The following is a 13,656-nucleotide window of genomic DNA, read 5'->3' as shown; positions in this document are numbered from 1 at the left end:
GATTGCGGTCGGATGATGACAGGTGCGTGATGTCCTCCTTTCATGCAGAAGGGCGTCGATCGAGTGCGGTGCACCCGATCGACGCCCTCAGCGCGATCTCATGGTTTTCAGCCGATGAAGCCCTGCTCCTGCAGCCACTCCTCAGCCACGTCGCGGGGATCCTCGCCGTCGTTGTCGACCTGGCCGTTGAGCTCGGTCATGACCTCGTTCGTCAGCGCCTCGCTGATCGGAGCCATGATCTCGGCGATGGCGGGGTACTCGTCGAGCGTCTCCTGGCGGAGCGAGACGAGGCCTGCGTACTCCACGAAGAACTTCTGGTCGTCTTCGAGCACGGTGAGATCGTTCGAGATGATGCGGGCGTCGGTCGAGAAGACCTCGCCGACGGTGCACGACTCGCCGACCTGCGTGTAGATGAGGTTGAGGTCGAGCTCCACGGGTGACCCGAAGTCGATGCCGTACGCCTCCTCGATGCCGGGGAGCCCGTCGTCGCGGTTGATGAACTCGCTCGCGGCGCAGATCGTGGCGTCCTTCGGGTTCTCCGCGAGGTAGTCCGAGAGGTCGGTCATCGAGGCGAGGTCGTTCTTCTCCGCGAAGTCGCTCTTCACCGCGATGCGGTAGGAGTTCTCGAAGGGGGCCGGCTCGAGCCAGGCGATGCCGTTCGCCGCGTCGGCCTCGGCCACCGCGGCGTAGAGATCCTCGGGCAGATTCTCGGAGGTGTTGCCGAGGATGTTGATCCACGCGGTTCCGGTGTAATCCCAGTAGAGGTCGATCTCACCGCTCTCGAGGGCCTCGCGCACGGTCGCGCTGCCCGAGATACCGGTCTGGTCGGTCACATCGGCGCCGGCGTTCTCGAGCGCGAGGATCGTGATCTGGCCGAGGATGTGCGACTCGGTGAACTCCTTCGAGCCGACGGTGAGCGAGGCGCCGTCGAGCTCGTCGCTCGTCGAGCCGCCGCCCGAGCCGCCGTTGCCGTTGCCACCGGAGCAGCCGGTGAGTGCGAGCGCGACTCCGAGGCCTGCGGCCGCGAGCGCGGTTGCCTTGCGCATTCTCTTCATGGTGTTCCCCTTTTGGTTGTTTCTTGGACTCGGTGGTGCTCGACGTGATCGGGCGCTGGGCGCCGCACCGGAGCGCCTCTCCCCGGACTCAGAGGCCGCGCGGCGTGAGCAGGTCTTCGATGATGCCCGAGATGTAGTCGACCGCGAGCGCGAGCACCGCGGTGATCACGGCGCCCGTGATCTGCACGATCACGCGGTTGGTCGAGAGTCCCGCGACGATGATGTCGCCGAGACCGCCCGCGTTGATGTAGGTCGCGAGCGTCGCGGTGCCGACGTTGATGACGAGGGCCGTGCGCACGCCGGCGAGGATCACGGGCACCGCGAGCGGGAGCTCGATCCGGCGCAGCACCGTGAGCCGCGACATGCCCATCCCGCGACCCGCCTCGAGCACCGAGCGGTCGACCTGCTCGAGGCCGACGATGGTGTTGAGCAGCACGGGCACGATCGCGTACAGCACGAGGCCGACGATCGCCGCCTCGAACCCGATGAACAGGAACGCGACCGCGAGCAGCACGAGAATCGCGATGGTCGGCACGGCCTGACCCAGCGTGAGCAGTGTGATCAGGTAGGGCCGGAATGAGCGCGTGAAACGACGGCTGAGCAGCACGCCGAGCGGCACCGCGATGAGGAGCGTGAAGAACGTCGATACCGCGGCGAGCAGGATGTGCTGCCAGAGCGCGGAGGACAGCCGCGAGGGGGCAAGCGCGCGGGCCTCGATCGTGTCGAGATCCTGACTCGACACGTAGAGGAAGAGTGCGAGGCACACCGCCGCGAGCACGAGCGGCATCGTGAGATACCGCGTCCAGCTGCGGCGCTCCGGGCGCGGCGCGGCCGTCGCCGGGGCGAGATCGGGTGTCGCGATCGCGGTGCTCATCGCGCGCTCCGCGGTTCGGGATCGGCGGGCTGGGCGGGATCGCCCGGTCGCACGGTCTCCATGGAACCGCTCTGCAGATCCGAGCGGAGATCCTCGACCGCGGCGTTGCGCATCTCGCGGATCGCATCGTGGATCTGCTCGAAGTCGGCGACGCCCTGGTAGCGTCCGTCGTTATCGGTCACCGCGATCGCGCTGTAGCGCGCCGTGATGAGCTCATTGAGCACGTCTGCGAGCGTGGCGCGCGGCGATACGGTCTGCTCAGCCGAGACTCCGAGCCCCGCGACGGAGGCAGCTGTCGCGCGCCGCAGGTCGCGGCCCGTGACCCAGCGGTGCGGGTGGCCGGCCTCGTCGAGCACGAGCAGTGCGCTCTCCGGCACCGCGCGCAGCGTCTCGAGCGCCCGCTCGATGGTCGTGTCCTGCCCGATGGTGGGCCACTCGCGCAGTGAGATCTCCGAGACCCTGGTGAGGTTCAGCCGCTTGAGCGATGCGCCGCGGCCCACGAAGTCGACCACGAAGTCGTTCGCCGGAGAGGTGAGGATCTGCTCTGGGGTGTCGTACTGGGCGATGCGCGACCCCTCTTGCAGGATCGCGATCCGGTCGCCGAGCTTGATCGCCTCGTCGATGTCGTGGGTGACGAACACGATCGTCTTGTGCATCTCGGCCTGAAGCCTCAGCAGCTCGTTCTGCAGGCGGTCGCGGGTGATCGGGTCGATCGCGCCGAAGGGCTCGTCCATGAGCAGCACATCGGGGTCGGCGCCGAGCGCGCGAGCGACGCCGATGCGCTGCTGCTGACCGCCCGAGAGCTGCTTGGGGTAGCGATCCCGGTACTCCTCCGGCGGCATGCCCACCATGGTGAGCAGCTCGTCCACGCGGGCGCGGATCCGATCCTTCTTCCAACCCAGCAGCCGCGGCACGGTCGCGATGTTGTCGCCGATCGTCATGTGCGGGAAGAGGCCGATCTGCTGGATCACATAGCCGATGCGTCGGCGCAGCTGATCCGGGTCGCTCTTCGTGACGTCCTCGCCGTCGAGCAGGATCCTGCCTTCGGTCGGTTCGATGATGCGGTTGATCATCTTCATCGTGGTCGTCTTGCCGCAGCCCGAGGGGCCGACGAAGACGACGATCTCGCCGCGGCGGATGTCGAGATCCAGCCGCTGGACGGCGTCTCGCTGCTGACCCGGGTAGCGCTTGGTGATGCCCTCGAGACGGATCATCACATCGTCGCTGCCGCCGCTCTGAGTGTTGTTCTCGGTGTTCTCGCTCATCGGATTCCTTTTGACGTTGTGAGGCGGCGCACGACGTAGAAGAGCACGTCGAACAGGATCGCGAGTACGACGACCCCGAGCGTTCCCGCCAGTACGAGGTTGACCGCGACGGGGGTGCCCACGCGGGCCAGGCCGGTGAAGATGAACTCGCCGTAGCCGGGGCCGTTGACGATGGCGCCGATCGCGGCGATGCTCAGCAGCGTGAGCGTGGTCACGCGGATGCCCGTGATGATGACCGGCCACGCGAGCGGCAGTTCGATGCGGAACAGGCGCTGCCAGCGGTTCAGACCGACGCCGCGAGCCGACTCGATGACGGCGGCGGGAACGCTCTGGAGACCCGCGACCGTGTTGCGGATGATCGGCATGAGGCCGTACATCGTGAGCGCCACGACCACCGGGCGCGGACCGAGGCCGAGCGGTCCGAGCAGCAGGATGAACAGCGCGAACGACGGGATCGTGAGCATGGCCCCGGTGAGGGAGAGCACGAAGTTCCGAGCCCGCTCGTTGCGGTAGGTGGCGAAGCCGAGGGCGATCCCGATGACGGAAGCGAGGATGACCGACACCCCGACGACAGCGGCATGCCCGATGCCCATCTCGAGCATGTCGTCACTGCGCTTGACGAGGAATTCGACGAAATCGATCGCATACTCCTATGGCTATATCGGACGTGGTTCGCATGCGGCTGCGTTCCTGCAGCCGCTTCCCAGAATAGGAGAAACAGCCGGAGTAGTCACATCGAGGCGCCGGGATCAGTCGCGAGAACGGGGTGTCTGCGCGCTTCCCGAGACGTCCATCCTGAAGTACGCATCTCTCGCGAGCGCGCGCCAGAGCTGCACCGCCAGGCGCGGATCGGAGGTCTCGAGAGCCTCGATCGCGTCCGCTCCGAGCACCATGAGCTCGACCGGCCCGTCGGCCTTCGCCGTGGTCTCCTGGCGATCGTCATCGCCCAGCGCGAGATCGCCGAAGGTCATGCCCGCGCTCAGCGTGCTCACCTTGACCCTGTTGCCGTCGAGGTCCGATCCGATGATGTCGATGGATCCCGAGAGGATGAAGAACACGCCGCCGAACCGCTGGCCGACGCGACGCACGATCTCACCGTCGGTGAAGGTGCGGCGATCCATGAGCGAGGCGATGGCGCGGATGTCGGCGGGATCGAGCATCGAGAGCGCGGGAGACGCGATGACGGGCACCTCCTCAGGCGAGGACCCGGGCGCTCCATAACGATCGAGCAACGCTTCTTCGCAGCGGGCGATCGCCTCGTCCGTCGACTCGAATCGCGCGGCGTCGTCCGCCGGGAAGACCGCTTCGAGCACGTGGTCGGGGTCGACGAGCATGATGCGCCTGCCCTCGGTCTCGAACCGCTCGCGCACGCGGGTGAACATCTCGGTCGCAAGGTGACTCGCCTCGTCGACGCCGCTGACGTCGACCACGACGCTCTCGACCTCATCGTCGAGCCCGCTGAGCTCGCGCATCACCGACTCGGTGCCGGCGAAGTAGAGGTCGCCGGCGAGACTCACGACGCGCGCGCGATGTCCGTGCTCGGCCAGCGTGGCGACCGCCTCCTCGGTGCGCCTGACGCTCGATGGCTCGCGGTCGACGGACTCGTTCGAGCGGATCGCCGACTGGCCCACCCGGGCCGATCGCACGAAGTGCATCTCCATGTCGTGCGAGATCCGCCGGCACGCCGCGACGCCCCGCACGCTGTTGCCGTGCTGGTCGAGCGGCGGGGAGAAGACCGCGAGGCCCGCCTGGCCGGGCAGCACCGCGATGATCCCGCCGCCCACACCCGACTTCGCGGGCATGCCGACGCGCACCACCCAGTCGCCCGCGTCGTCGTACATCCCCGAGGTGAGCATGACCGACAGCACCCGCTCCACGGCGTCGAGGGTCAGCGCCTCCACGCCCGTGACCGGGTTCGTGCCGCCGTTGGCGAGGGTCGCCGCCATGACCGCGAGATCGCGGCACGTCACCTGCACCGAGCACTGGCGAAGGTAGGTCTCGAGCGCCCGCGTGGGATCGCCGTCGATGACGCCGGCCGAGCTCAGCAGATAGGAGAGGCCGTGGTTGCGGTCGCTGTGCGCGCGCTCGGCGCGGTAGACGCGGCCGTTGCTGCGCAGCTGACGCCCCGCGTACAGCGAGTAGTGATCCTCGATGCGCTTGATGGCGGATCTGCCGCCGGAGCCCTTGATGAGCGACGAGACCGCGAGCGCGCCCGCGTTGATCATCGCGTTGGCGGGCCGCCCCGTCGACTCGCTGAGCGAGAACTCGTGGAACGGATCGCCCGACGGCTCGACGTCCACCTTGGCGTCGACGGCCTCGCTGCCGAGCTCGGTGAGGGCGAGACCGTAGCTCAGCGGCTTCGAGAGCGACTGCAGCGAGAACTGCTTCGAGGTGGTGCCGACCTCGTAGACGTAGCCGTCGACCGTGGCGAGGGCGATGCCGAAGTCGTCGGGATCGATCGCGGTGTCGGAGGGGCCGATGAGGTACGGGATCCCGTCGCGCAGCCGGCTCAGGTCGGTGTGCACGCCGCGAAGGTAGCTCAGGATCGGTGATTCCATACGCGCGAGTTTAGAGGTTGTGCGCGAGCTGCTCCGTCATCCTGCGCGAGCGCGCGAGTCGGCCTCGAAGTACCGAGCCGGCCTGCGATTCGTGTGAATCACAGGCCGGCTCGGTAGGAGTGGGCCGTTTCGATCCGATGGCGCGGAAGCGACGAGTGCGGCTACGCGGCGGTCGTCACTTGGCGACGCCGGGGTGGGTCATTGACAGCAGATCGAGGGCCTTGTCGAGGTCGGCCTCCGAGACCTCGCCGCGCTCCACGTAACCGAGGTCGACGACGGCCTCGCGCACCGTGATGCCCTTGGCGACCGAGTGCTTCGCGATCTTCGCGGCGGCCTCGTAGCCGATGAGGCGGTTGAGCGGGGTGACCGTCGACGGGCTCATGCCCGCGAGCGCGGCTGCGCGGTCGAGATTCGCCTCGAGACCCTTGACGGTCTTATCGGCGAGCACGCGCGAGGCGTTCGAGAGGAGGCGGATCGACTCGAGCAGCGCGGTGCCCATGACCGGGATCTGCACGTTGAGCTCGAAGGCGCCCGACGCACCGGCCCACGCGATGGTCGCGTCGTTGCCGATCACCCGCGCGCACACCATGAGCACGGCCTCGGGCACGACGGGGTTCACCTTGCCGGGCATGATCGAGGAGCCCGGCTGCAGATCGGGGATGTGCAGCTCGGCGAGGCCGGTGTTGGGGCCCGAACCCATCCAGCGGATGTCGTTGTTGATCTTCGTGAGCGACACGGCGATGGTGCGCAGAGCGCCCGATGCCTCCACCAGGCCGTCGCGGTTGGCCTGCGCCTCGAAGTGGTTGCGGGCCTCGGTGATCGGCAGGCCGCTCGAGGCGGCGATCTCGGCGATGACCTTCTCGGGGAAGCCGAGCGGGGTGTTGATGCCGGTGCCGACGGCGGTGCCGCCCTGGGGCACCTCGGCGACGCGGGGGAGGGCCGCCTCGACGCGTTCGATGCCGTAGCGGATCTGCGCGGCGAAGCCGCCGAACTCCTGGCCGAGGGTGACGGGGGTGGCGTCCATGAGGTGGGTGCGGCCCGACTTCACGGCCGTCTTCCACTGCTCGGCCTTCTCCTCGAACGCCTCCGCGAGGTGCTCGAGGGCGGGCTTCAGCTGCTCGATGAGGGCGCCCGTGACGGCGATGTGCACCGAGGTGGGGAAGACGTCGTTCGACGACTGCGAGGCGTTGACGTGATCGTTCGGATGCACGGGGGCGCCCAGGTGCTTCGTCGCGAGGGTCGCGAGCACCTCGTTCATGTTCATGTTCGAAGAGGTGCCCGAACCGGTCTGGTAGGTGTCGACCGGGAACTGGTCGTGGTGGGCGCCGCCGATGATCTCGTCGGCAGCGGCGACGATCGCGTCTGCGATACCGGCCTCGAGGATGCCGAGCTCCTTGTTCGCGATCGCCGCGGCGCGCTTGATGCGCGCGAGCGCGACGATCTGGGCCGGCTCGAGGCCCTTGCCCGAGATCGGGAAGTTCTCCACGGCGCGCTGCGTCTGCGCGGCGTAGAGCGCGTTCTTGGGGACGCGCACCTCGCCCATGGTGTCGTGCTCGACGCGGTACTCGATTTCTTCGGTCACTGCATTCCTTTTCTCTTCGTCATCCTGCACGGAGCCGCAGGATCTCGATGGCTGGAGGTGGTTCCTGCGATCCGCTTCGCGGCCGCAGGATGGCGGACTGGGAGTGTCTGAGGGGTGAAGGCGTCAGTTGATCGGGGCGAGTTCGAGGTCGACCGGGCCGACCACCGTGTAGGGCACGGCGCGCCCCTCGGTGAGGCGGTACTGGCACCCGACGATCGCGAGCCGCCCGGCATCGACCGCGTCGCTGATGGCGCGCGAGGAGCGCAGCAGCTCGTTGACGGTGGCGGTCAGGTGGAGACGGCCCACCGCGTTCGCGTCGAGCCTGCTCGCGTCGGCATAGGGGGTGTCGGTCTGCTCGCGCAACCATAGCTGCTGCACGGAGGGCTGGATCGGCGCCAGCGTGTTGCGCACGGACTCGGTGACCTGAGAGGGCTGCCGGCTCGTCTGATCGATCGCCGCGGCGACAGCCCCGCAGGAGTCGTGAGCGAGCACCACGATGAGCGCCGAACCGAGGGCCGTGACCGCGTACTCCATCGACGCCGTGATCGATTCGGCGACCACGTGGCCCATGTTGCGCGCGATGAAGAGATCGCCGAGGCCGCGGTCGAAGATGATCTCGGCGGCCATGCGGGAGTCGGCGCAGCCGAAGAGGGCGACGTCCGGGGTCTGGGAATTGGCGAGCTCGGTGCGCCGCTCGACATCCTGATTGGGGTGCGCCGACCGGCCCGACACGAATCTCTCATTGCCCGCGATCAGTGCGTCCCAGGCCTGCTGCGGGGTGACGCGAGGTGCTGTCATCATTGCTCCTTCGGGGTGGTGAGCGATGCGGCGACGTCAGCCGCCAGCACGCGGAGGGTGGCGGGAGTATCGGTGCCGTAGACGAGGAGGGTGTCGCCCCGCCACTCGCCCTGCAACCCGAACACCATGTTGCTCGAATCGGGATCCCGGTCGGGGTGGTCGTAGACGACCCAGTCGATGCCGCCGATCTGCTCGGCGCCCGTGGGTGACTGCTGCTCGAGAGCCTGTGAGACCCACTTCTCGTCGACCGGCGCCCCGTCGGGAGTGAACGCCTGCACGACGGCGGCGTAGGCCTCGTGCCCGGTGGTCTCGTCGACGGTGGTGTAATCGATCTGCCAGGAGACGACGCCGTCGCGCTGGCGCAGGCCGGCGCTCTTCGCTTTCCAGGCGTCGGGCGCTGCCGGCGCGACCAGCGTGCGGCCCGCGCTGGGAGCCGCCTCCGCCGCGAGCGAGGCGACGTCGACCGAGTGATCCTCGAAGGTGCTCTTGCCGCCGATGAGCCCGGGGGCCATGAGCACGATGACCAGCATCAGGCCGAGGCTCACGATGAGCGAGAAGACGAGGTTGTTGACGGTCTTGCGCTGCCGGTACAGGCGGCTGTCGTTGGCCTTGCGGGCTGTGGTTTCGGCGGGCGTCTCGGGCCGGCCGAGTTCGGCGACGACGGCCGGGGCCTTCTGCTTCCTCGCCACGCTTACTCGCCCGCTCCGGGCTCGGCCGGCTCGGTGCCGGTGCCCTGGCGGGCGGCCTCGAGCCGCTGCCTGGCACCGAGGAGCCACTCCTCGCAGCGAGCGGCCAGCGCCTCGCCGCGCTCCCAGAGCTGCAGCGATTCTTCGAGGGTGATGCCGCCCTGCTCGAGCCTGGACACCACCTGGATGAGTTCGTCGCGCGCCTGCTCGTAACTGAGCGAAGCGGGATCCTGGCTTGCCGTTTCTGCCATGGTGCCAAGCTTACCTTCCGCTGCGGGGACGCCGAACCCGTGGATATCAGGAACCCCGCGAGGTCGCGGCGAGACGGCCGCCCGCGAGGGAGATCCTGATCTCGGTGCCCTCGGGCGCATCGGCGGGATCGCGCAGCACGTCACCGGCGGCGCCGTCCGGGCCGATGAGCTGGGCGATCGCATAGCCCCGCTCCAGCGTCGCCTGCGGGGAGAGCGCGGTCAGGCGGGCCCGGGTCTCGGCGAGGGAACGCGCGCGATCCTCCACCGCCCGTTCCGCGAGCTCCGTGCCGCGCGCCACCCAGCGCACCAGTTCCTCGGCGCGCTCGTCGACGATGCGCTCGGGCTGGGCGAGCACCCGGCGGTCCCGCAACTGCGCCACCCGGTCGGTCTCATGCGCGAGCATCTGCCCCAGCCGGGAGCTCATGCGCGCCCGCGCCTGATCGAGCCCCGCGAGCTCCTCGCCCACGTCGGGCACCACGCGCTTCGCCGCGTCGGTGGGGGTCGAAGCGCGCAGATCCGCGACTTCGTCGAGCAGCGGGCGATCCGCCTCGTGCCCGATGGCACTCACGAGCGGGGTGCTCGCGCTCGCCGCAGCACGCACCACACGCTCGTCGCTGAACGGCAGCAGGTTCTGGAAGTCGCCTCCGCCGCGCGCGACGACGAGCACCTCGACCTCGGGATCGCGATCCAGTGCTTCGATGCCCGCGGCCACCTCGGCCGCGGCGCGATCCCCCTGCACCGCCGCGTAATGGATCTTGAAGCGCACTCCCGGCCAGCGCAGCGTCGCGTTGCGGATCACGTCTTTCTCGGCGTCGGAGTCGCGTCCCGTGACCAGCCCGATCAGGCCGGGGAGGAACGGCAGAGCCCTCTTGCGGCCGGCGTCGAACAGGCCCTCCTGCTGCAACTGGCGCCTCAGCCGCTCGAGACGCTCGAGCAGTTCGCCGAGCCCCACGTGCGAGAGCTCGAACACCTGCACTGTGAGCGAGCCCCCCTTCACCCAGAAGTTGGGCTTGACGAGCGCGATCACGCGGTCGCCCTGGGCGAACTCGCTCGTGAGTCGCTGCGCGACCGAGCGCCACACCGTGAAGCTCACCGTCGCATCCTGCGAGAGATCGCGCAGCTTGCCGTAGACGTGCCCGCCCCGTACCTGCCACTGCGTGATCTCGCCCTCGACCCAGACCTGCCCGAGACGGTCGATCCACGCCGCGATCTTCTCGCTCATCAGCCCCACAGGCCAGGGGGCGTCGCGGGTGGCGGGGGCGGTGGATCCTGCTTCGGCCATGCCGCCAAGCCTAGCTGGAGCCCCGGGTGGGTCTGATCCCCGGTTCGTTCGTTGGTTCGTCCGTTCGTATGGGATCTCCCGAATAGATGCCGGTTTCGGCCTCGAGCTCCATATCCTCGGCAGACCCCATATCGTTGGGCGCGTGAACGGCGCCGCCAGTCCGATCCGTCGGCCCGATCCGCCAGTCCGATACGCCGGGGACCGGCCCAGGAACGAACGGTAGAATCGACCCCATGAGTGACACCGCCCAGCAGACCGCCCCCGCCCCGCAGGCTCGGGATCCGCGCACCATCGGCGCGCCGGTCGTGAGCCTCGCGATGCCGCGACTGAGGCGCGAGGTCGGCCGCCTGAAAGACCTGCCGGTCGACGGCGAGAAGAAGGTGCTGCTCGCGGCTCCCCGCGGTTACTGCGCCGGCGTGGATCGCGCCGTCGTCGCCGTCGAGAAGGCGCTCGACCGCTACGGCGCCCCCGTGTACGTGCGCAAGCAGATCGTGCACAACGTGCACGTGGTGAAGACGCTCGAGAAGATGGGGGCCATCTTCGTGGAGGAGGTCGACGAGGTGCCCGAGGGGGCGAACGTGGTGTTCTCCGCGCACGGTGTGTCTCCCGCGGTCGTGCAGGCGGCCGAGGATCGCGGCCTGCACGCCATCGACGCCACCTGCCCGCTCGTCACCAAGGTGCACCGCGAGGCCGTGCGCTTCGCGAAGCAGGACAAGGAGATCCTGCTCATCGGCCACACCGGGCACGAGGAGGTCGAGGGCACGAGCGGCGAGGCCCCCGATCACATCACGATCGTCAATTCGCCCGACGACGTCGACACTCTCGAGGTGAAGGATCCCGATCAGCTCGTCTGGCTCTCGCAGACCACGCTCTCGGTCGACGAGACGATGGAGACCGTGCGTCGACTGCGCGAGAAGTTCCCGAACCTGCAGGATCCGCCGAGCGACGACATCTGCTACGCCACGCAGAACCGGCAGGTCGCCATCAAGCAGATCGCCCCGCAGGCCGACCTCGTGATCGTGGTCGGCTCCTCGAACTCCTCGAACTCCGTGCGACTCAAGGAGGTCGCGCTCGAGTACGGCGCCAAGGCGGCGTACCGCGTCGACTTCGCGAGCGAGGTCAAGCAGGAGTGGCTCGACGGCGTGCGCACCATCGGCGTGACGAGCGGCGCCTCGGTCCCCGAGGTGCTCGTGCAGGAACTGCTCGACGACCTCGCCGACGCCGGCTACTCCGATGTCGAGGCGACGGTCACCGCCGAGGAGGACCTGGTGTTCTCGCTGCCCAAGGAGCTGCGGCAGGATGCCTCGGGCAACCGCGACGAACGTGCCCTCGGGGGTCGCGTGCGCTGACGCGCCCGCGGCGGGGCCGATTCGCCGCCGTGTGCGGCGCTTTCACCTCGCGGTGCAACGCTGCGCGTCGGACATTTCGCGAGGTGCACGTGCGCTGACGCGCCCGCGGCGGGGCGCACTGGGTTCAGTGCGCGACCGGGCGCTCGGCTCGGGGCCGCCGAGGAGTGACCCTACGGCTGCATCGAGTTCATGTAGTCGAGCAGTTTCTGCATGGCATCGGGATCGTTCGCCGCCTGGGTGAGGTCGGGTACGTTCATCATCGCGATAGCGGTGAGCACGAACGTGAGGATCAGCGCCAGGGCACCCGCCGAGAGCGGCACCCAGAATGCCAGTTTTCCCGCGCGCATGCGCTGGATCGAGAAGATGAGCACGACGGCGTAGAGCGCGAACATGGCGAGCGCGCTGACGGTGCTGAACGTGTTGATCCACGCGGGCACGCTGAAGTCTGCGAGGCCGAGCGCGTCGCCGACGAGCGAGAGCGTGGACGGCAGCGAGAACAGCACGAGCGCGGTGTAGAGCGCGCCGAAGGCCCCGATCGCGAGCAGCGCGATGGTGATCACGAGATCGCCCGTGCGCCGCGGCCGCTGCGCCTCCTGCGAACCCGCGAAGCGAGGCTGCGGGGGCTGCTTACGACCCGGCGCAGGCTGGTCGGCGCGGTAGGGCGCGGGATCGCCGGCCTCGTTCCGAGGCGGTGCTTTCCGAGCGGGCGCAGCCTGCTGCTGCGCGTCGGGTGCGGGGGCGACGCCGAGGTTGTGCGGAACCCCGGCGCGGGCAGCCTGATCGGGGGCCGCGGCCGCCGGTTCTGATCCCTCGGGCTTCCACTCCCACCCCTCGGGGGCGTATTCGCCGAATGCGGGAGCGGGCCGTTCGTCGCGCGGATCCGCCACTACGCGCTCACCGACTTGCCCGCCGAGCCGAGCTGTTCGGAGGCGAGCACGATGCGGGATGCCATGCCTGCCTCGGCCGCCTTGCCCCAGGCGCGCGGGTCGTACTGCTTCTTGTTGCCGACCTCGCCGTCGATCTTGAGCACGCCGTCGTAGTTCTTGAGCATGTAGTCGACGACGGGGCGGGTGAACGCGTACTGGGTGTCGGTGTCGATGTTCATCTTGATGACACCGTTGCGCACCGCCTCGGCGATCTCCTCTGCCGACGACCCCGAGCCGCCGTGGAAGACGAGGTCCAGTGGCTTCTCGCCGGTTCCGTACTTGGCCTGCAGACCGCTCTGGATCTCGGCGAGCAGCTCGGGGCGCAGCTTGACGCCGCCCGGCTTGTAGACGCCGTGCACGTTACCGAAGGTGAGAGCGGTGAGGTACCGGCCCTGCTCGCCGAGGCCGAGCGCCTCGACCGTCGCCACCGCGTCGTCGATGGTGGTGTAGAGCTGGTCGTTGATCTCGTGGCTGATGCCGTCCTCTTCGCCGCCGACGACGCCGATCTCGACCTCGAGGATCACGCCGATCGCCGCGAGCCGAGGCAGCAGCTCCTTGGCGATGTCGAGGTTCTCGTTCAGCGGGATCGCCGATCCGTCCCACATGTGCGACTGGAAGTAGGGGAGGCCGCCCTGCGCCACCCGCTCCTCGCTCGCAGCGACGAGCGGGAGCACGAAGCTCTCGAGGTGCTGCTGCGGGCAGTGGTCGGTGTGCAGCGCCACGGTCACGTCGTAGGCCTTGGCGACCTCCTCCGCGTACTTGGCGAAGGCGATGGCGCCGCCCGCGCGGTTCTTGACGGTGTGCCCGGCGAAGTAGTCGGCGCCGCCGAAGCTGACCTGGAGAATGCCGTCGGACCCGGCTTCCGCGAAGCCCTGCAGAGCCGCGTTGAGGGTCTGCGAGCTCGATACGTTGACCGCGGGGAAGGCGAAGCCGCCCGTCTTGGCTGCGTCGAGCATGGCTGCGTACTGTTCCGGAGTTGCAACGGGCATGTGTGCTCCTTAGCGTCGTAACGGGTCGGCTCGATGCCGCC

Annotated in this window: 13 protein-coding genes; 1 reads left to right on the top strand and 12 read right to left on the bottom strand. The window is 68.8% G+C overall.

The window, feature by feature from the left end:
* Nucleotides 1-107 precede the first annotated feature (107 nt).
* From AC0KXF_RS09445 to xseA, 10 genes are all read right to left on the bottom strand, one after another.
* Nucleotides 108-1,055, bottom strand: a complete 948-nt coding sequence (locus AC0KXF_RS09445) for a glycine betaine ABC transporter substrate-binding protein (protein WP_473110101.1) — start codon at nt 1,053-1,055, stop codon at nt 108-110.
* A gap of 88 nt (nt 1,056-1,143) precedes the next feature.
* Nucleotides 1,144-1,929, bottom strand: coding sequence for an ABC transporter permease (locus AC0KXF_RS09440; protein WP_223043291.1), 786 nt, complete (start codon nt 1,927-1,929; stop codon nt 1,144-1,146).
* The gene (locus AC0KXF_RS09435; RefSeq protein ID WP_473108934.1) at nt 1,926-3,194 is read right to left on the bottom strand and encodes a betaine/proline/choline family ABC transporter ATP-binding protein; all 1,269 of its coding nucleotides are present in this window, start codon (nt 3,192-3,194) and stop codon (nt 1,926-1,928) included. Before AC0KXF_RS09435 ends, AC0KXF_RS09440 begins: the two co-directional genes overlap by 4 nt.
* The gene (locus AC0KXF_RS09430) at nt 3,191-3,796 is read right to left on the bottom strand and encodes an ABC transporter permease (RefSeq protein WP_255572645.1); all 606 of its coding nucleotides are present in this window, start codon (nt 3,794-3,796) and stop codon (nt 3,191-3,193) included. Before AC0KXF_RS09430 ends, AC0KXF_RS09435 begins: the two co-directional genes overlap by 4 nt.
* A gap of 147 nt (nt 3,797-3,943) precedes the next feature.
* Entirely contained in the window at nt 3,944-5,752 is a 1,809-nt protein-coding gene (gene glsA / locus AC0KXF_RS09425; RefSeq protein ID WP_473108933.1) for a glutaminase A, read from the bottom strand.
* A 175-nt stretch (nt 5,753-5,927) separates the two neighbouring features.
* Entirely contained in the window at nt 5,928-7,334 is a 1,407-nt protein-coding gene (locus AC0KXF_RS09420) for a class II fumarate hydratase (protein ID WP_473108932.1), read from the bottom strand.
* A gap of 123 nt (nt 7,335-7,457) precedes the next feature.
* Nucleotides 7,458-8,132, bottom strand: coding sequence for a carbonic anhydrase (locus AC0KXF_RS09415; RefSeq protein ID WP_473108931.1), 675 nt, complete (start codon nt 8,130-8,132; stop codon nt 7,458-7,460).
* Nucleotides 8,132-8,821 carry a DUF4245 family protein gene (locus AC0KXF_RS09410; RefSeq protein ID WP_473108930.1) on the bottom strand — a complete coding sequence of 230 codons (690 nt, stop codon included), beginning with the start codon at nt 8,819-8,821 and terminating at the stop codon, nt 8,132-8,134. The genes AC0KXF_RS09415 and AC0KXF_RS09410 overlap by 1 nt, the downstream gene beginning before the upstream one ends.
* Before the next feature lie 2 nt (nt 8,822-8,823).
* Entirely contained in the window at nt 8,824-9,069 is a 246-nt protein-coding gene (locus tag AC0KXF_RS09405) for an exodeoxyribonuclease VII small subunit (protein ID WP_473108929.1), read from the bottom strand.
* Nucleotides 9,070-9,115: 46 nt separating this feature from the next.
* Nucleotides 9,116-10,351, bottom strand: coding sequence for an exodeoxyribonuclease VII large subunit (xseA, locus tag AC0KXF_RS09400; RefSeq protein ID WP_473108928.1), 1,236 nt, complete (start codon nt 10,349-10,351; stop codon nt 9,116-9,118).
* 317 nt (nt 10,352-10,668) lie between these two features.
* Between xseA and AC0KXF_RS09395 the strand changes: the two genes are divergently transcribed.
* Entirely contained in the window at nt 10,669-11,700 is a 1,032-nt protein-coding gene (locus AC0KXF_RS09395; RefSeq protein ID WP_223045322.1) for a 4-hydroxy-3-methylbut-2-enyl diphosphate reductase, read from the top strand.
* Between the two features lie 170 nt (nt 11,701-11,870).
* On the opposite strand, the gene AC0KXF_RS09390 is transcribed toward AC0KXF_RS09395, so the two are convergent.
* Both AC0KXF_RS09390 and fbaA read right to left on the bottom strand, forming a co-directional pair.
* Nucleotides 11,871-12,587 carry a DUF6264 family protein gene (locus tag AC0KXF_RS09390; RefSeq protein ID WP_473108927.1) on the bottom strand — a complete coding sequence of 239 codons (717 nt, stop codon included), beginning with the start codon at nt 12,585-12,587 and terminating at the stop codon, nt 11,871-11,873.
* Nucleotides 12,587-13,615, bottom strand: coding sequence for a class II fructose-bisphosphate aldolase (fbaA, locus tag AC0KXF_RS09385; protein ID WP_473108926.1), 1,029 nt, complete (start codon nt 13,613-13,615; stop codon nt 12,587-12,589). Before fbaA ends, AC0KXF_RS09390 begins: the two co-directional genes overlap by 1 nt.
* Nucleotides 13,616-13,656 lie beyond the last annotated feature (41 nt).

This window comes from Leucobacter holotrichiae (assembly GCF_055791005.1).
The sequence above is the reverse complement of the archived record's forward strand: the minus strand, read 5'-3'. Positions and strand labels throughout refer to the sequence as shown.

Bases quoted from the DNA above. Each gene is read 5' to 3' on its own strand.
- AC0KXF_RS09415 (WP_473108931.1), bottom strand. From the start codon at position 8,132: ATGACAGCACCTCGCGTCACCCCGCAGCAGGCCTGGGACGCACTGATC.
- AC0KXF_RS09430 (WP_255572645.1), bottom strand. From the start codon at position 3,796: ATGCTCGAGATGGGCATCGGGCATGCCGCTGTCGTCGGGGTGTCGGTC.
- AC0KXF_RS09395 (WP_223045322.1), top strand. From the start codon at position 10,669: ATGCCGCGACTGAGGCGCGAGGTCGGCCGCCTGAAAGACCTGCCGGTC.
- xseA (WP_473108928.1), bottom strand. From the start codon at position 10,351: ATGGCCGAAGCAGGATCCACCGCCCCCGCCACCCGCGACGCCCCCTGG.
- AC0KXF_RS09435 (WP_473108934.1), bottom strand. From the start codon at position 3,194: ATGAGCGAGAACACCGAGAACAACACTCAGAGCGGCGGCAGCGACGAT.
- fbaA (WP_473108926.1), bottom strand. From the start codon at position 13,615: ATGCCCGTTGCAACTCCGGAACAGTACGCAGCCATGCTCGACGCAGCC.
- glsA (WP_473108933.1), bottom strand. From the start codon at position 5,752: ATGGAATCACCGATCCTGAGCTACCTTCGCGGCGTGCACACCGACCTG.
- AC0KXF_RS09405 (WP_473108929.1), bottom strand. From the start codon at position 9,069: ATGGCAGAAACGGCAAGCCAGGATCCCGCTTCGCTCAGTTACGAGCAG.
- AC0KXF_RS09440 (WP_223043291.1), bottom strand. From the start codon at position 1,929: ATGAGCACCGCGATCGCGACACCCGATCTCGCCCCGGCGACGGCCGCG.
- AC0KXF_RS09445 (WP_473110101.1), bottom strand. From the start codon at position 1,055: ATGAAGAGAATGCGCAAGGCAACCGCGCTCGCGGCCGCAGGCCTCGGA.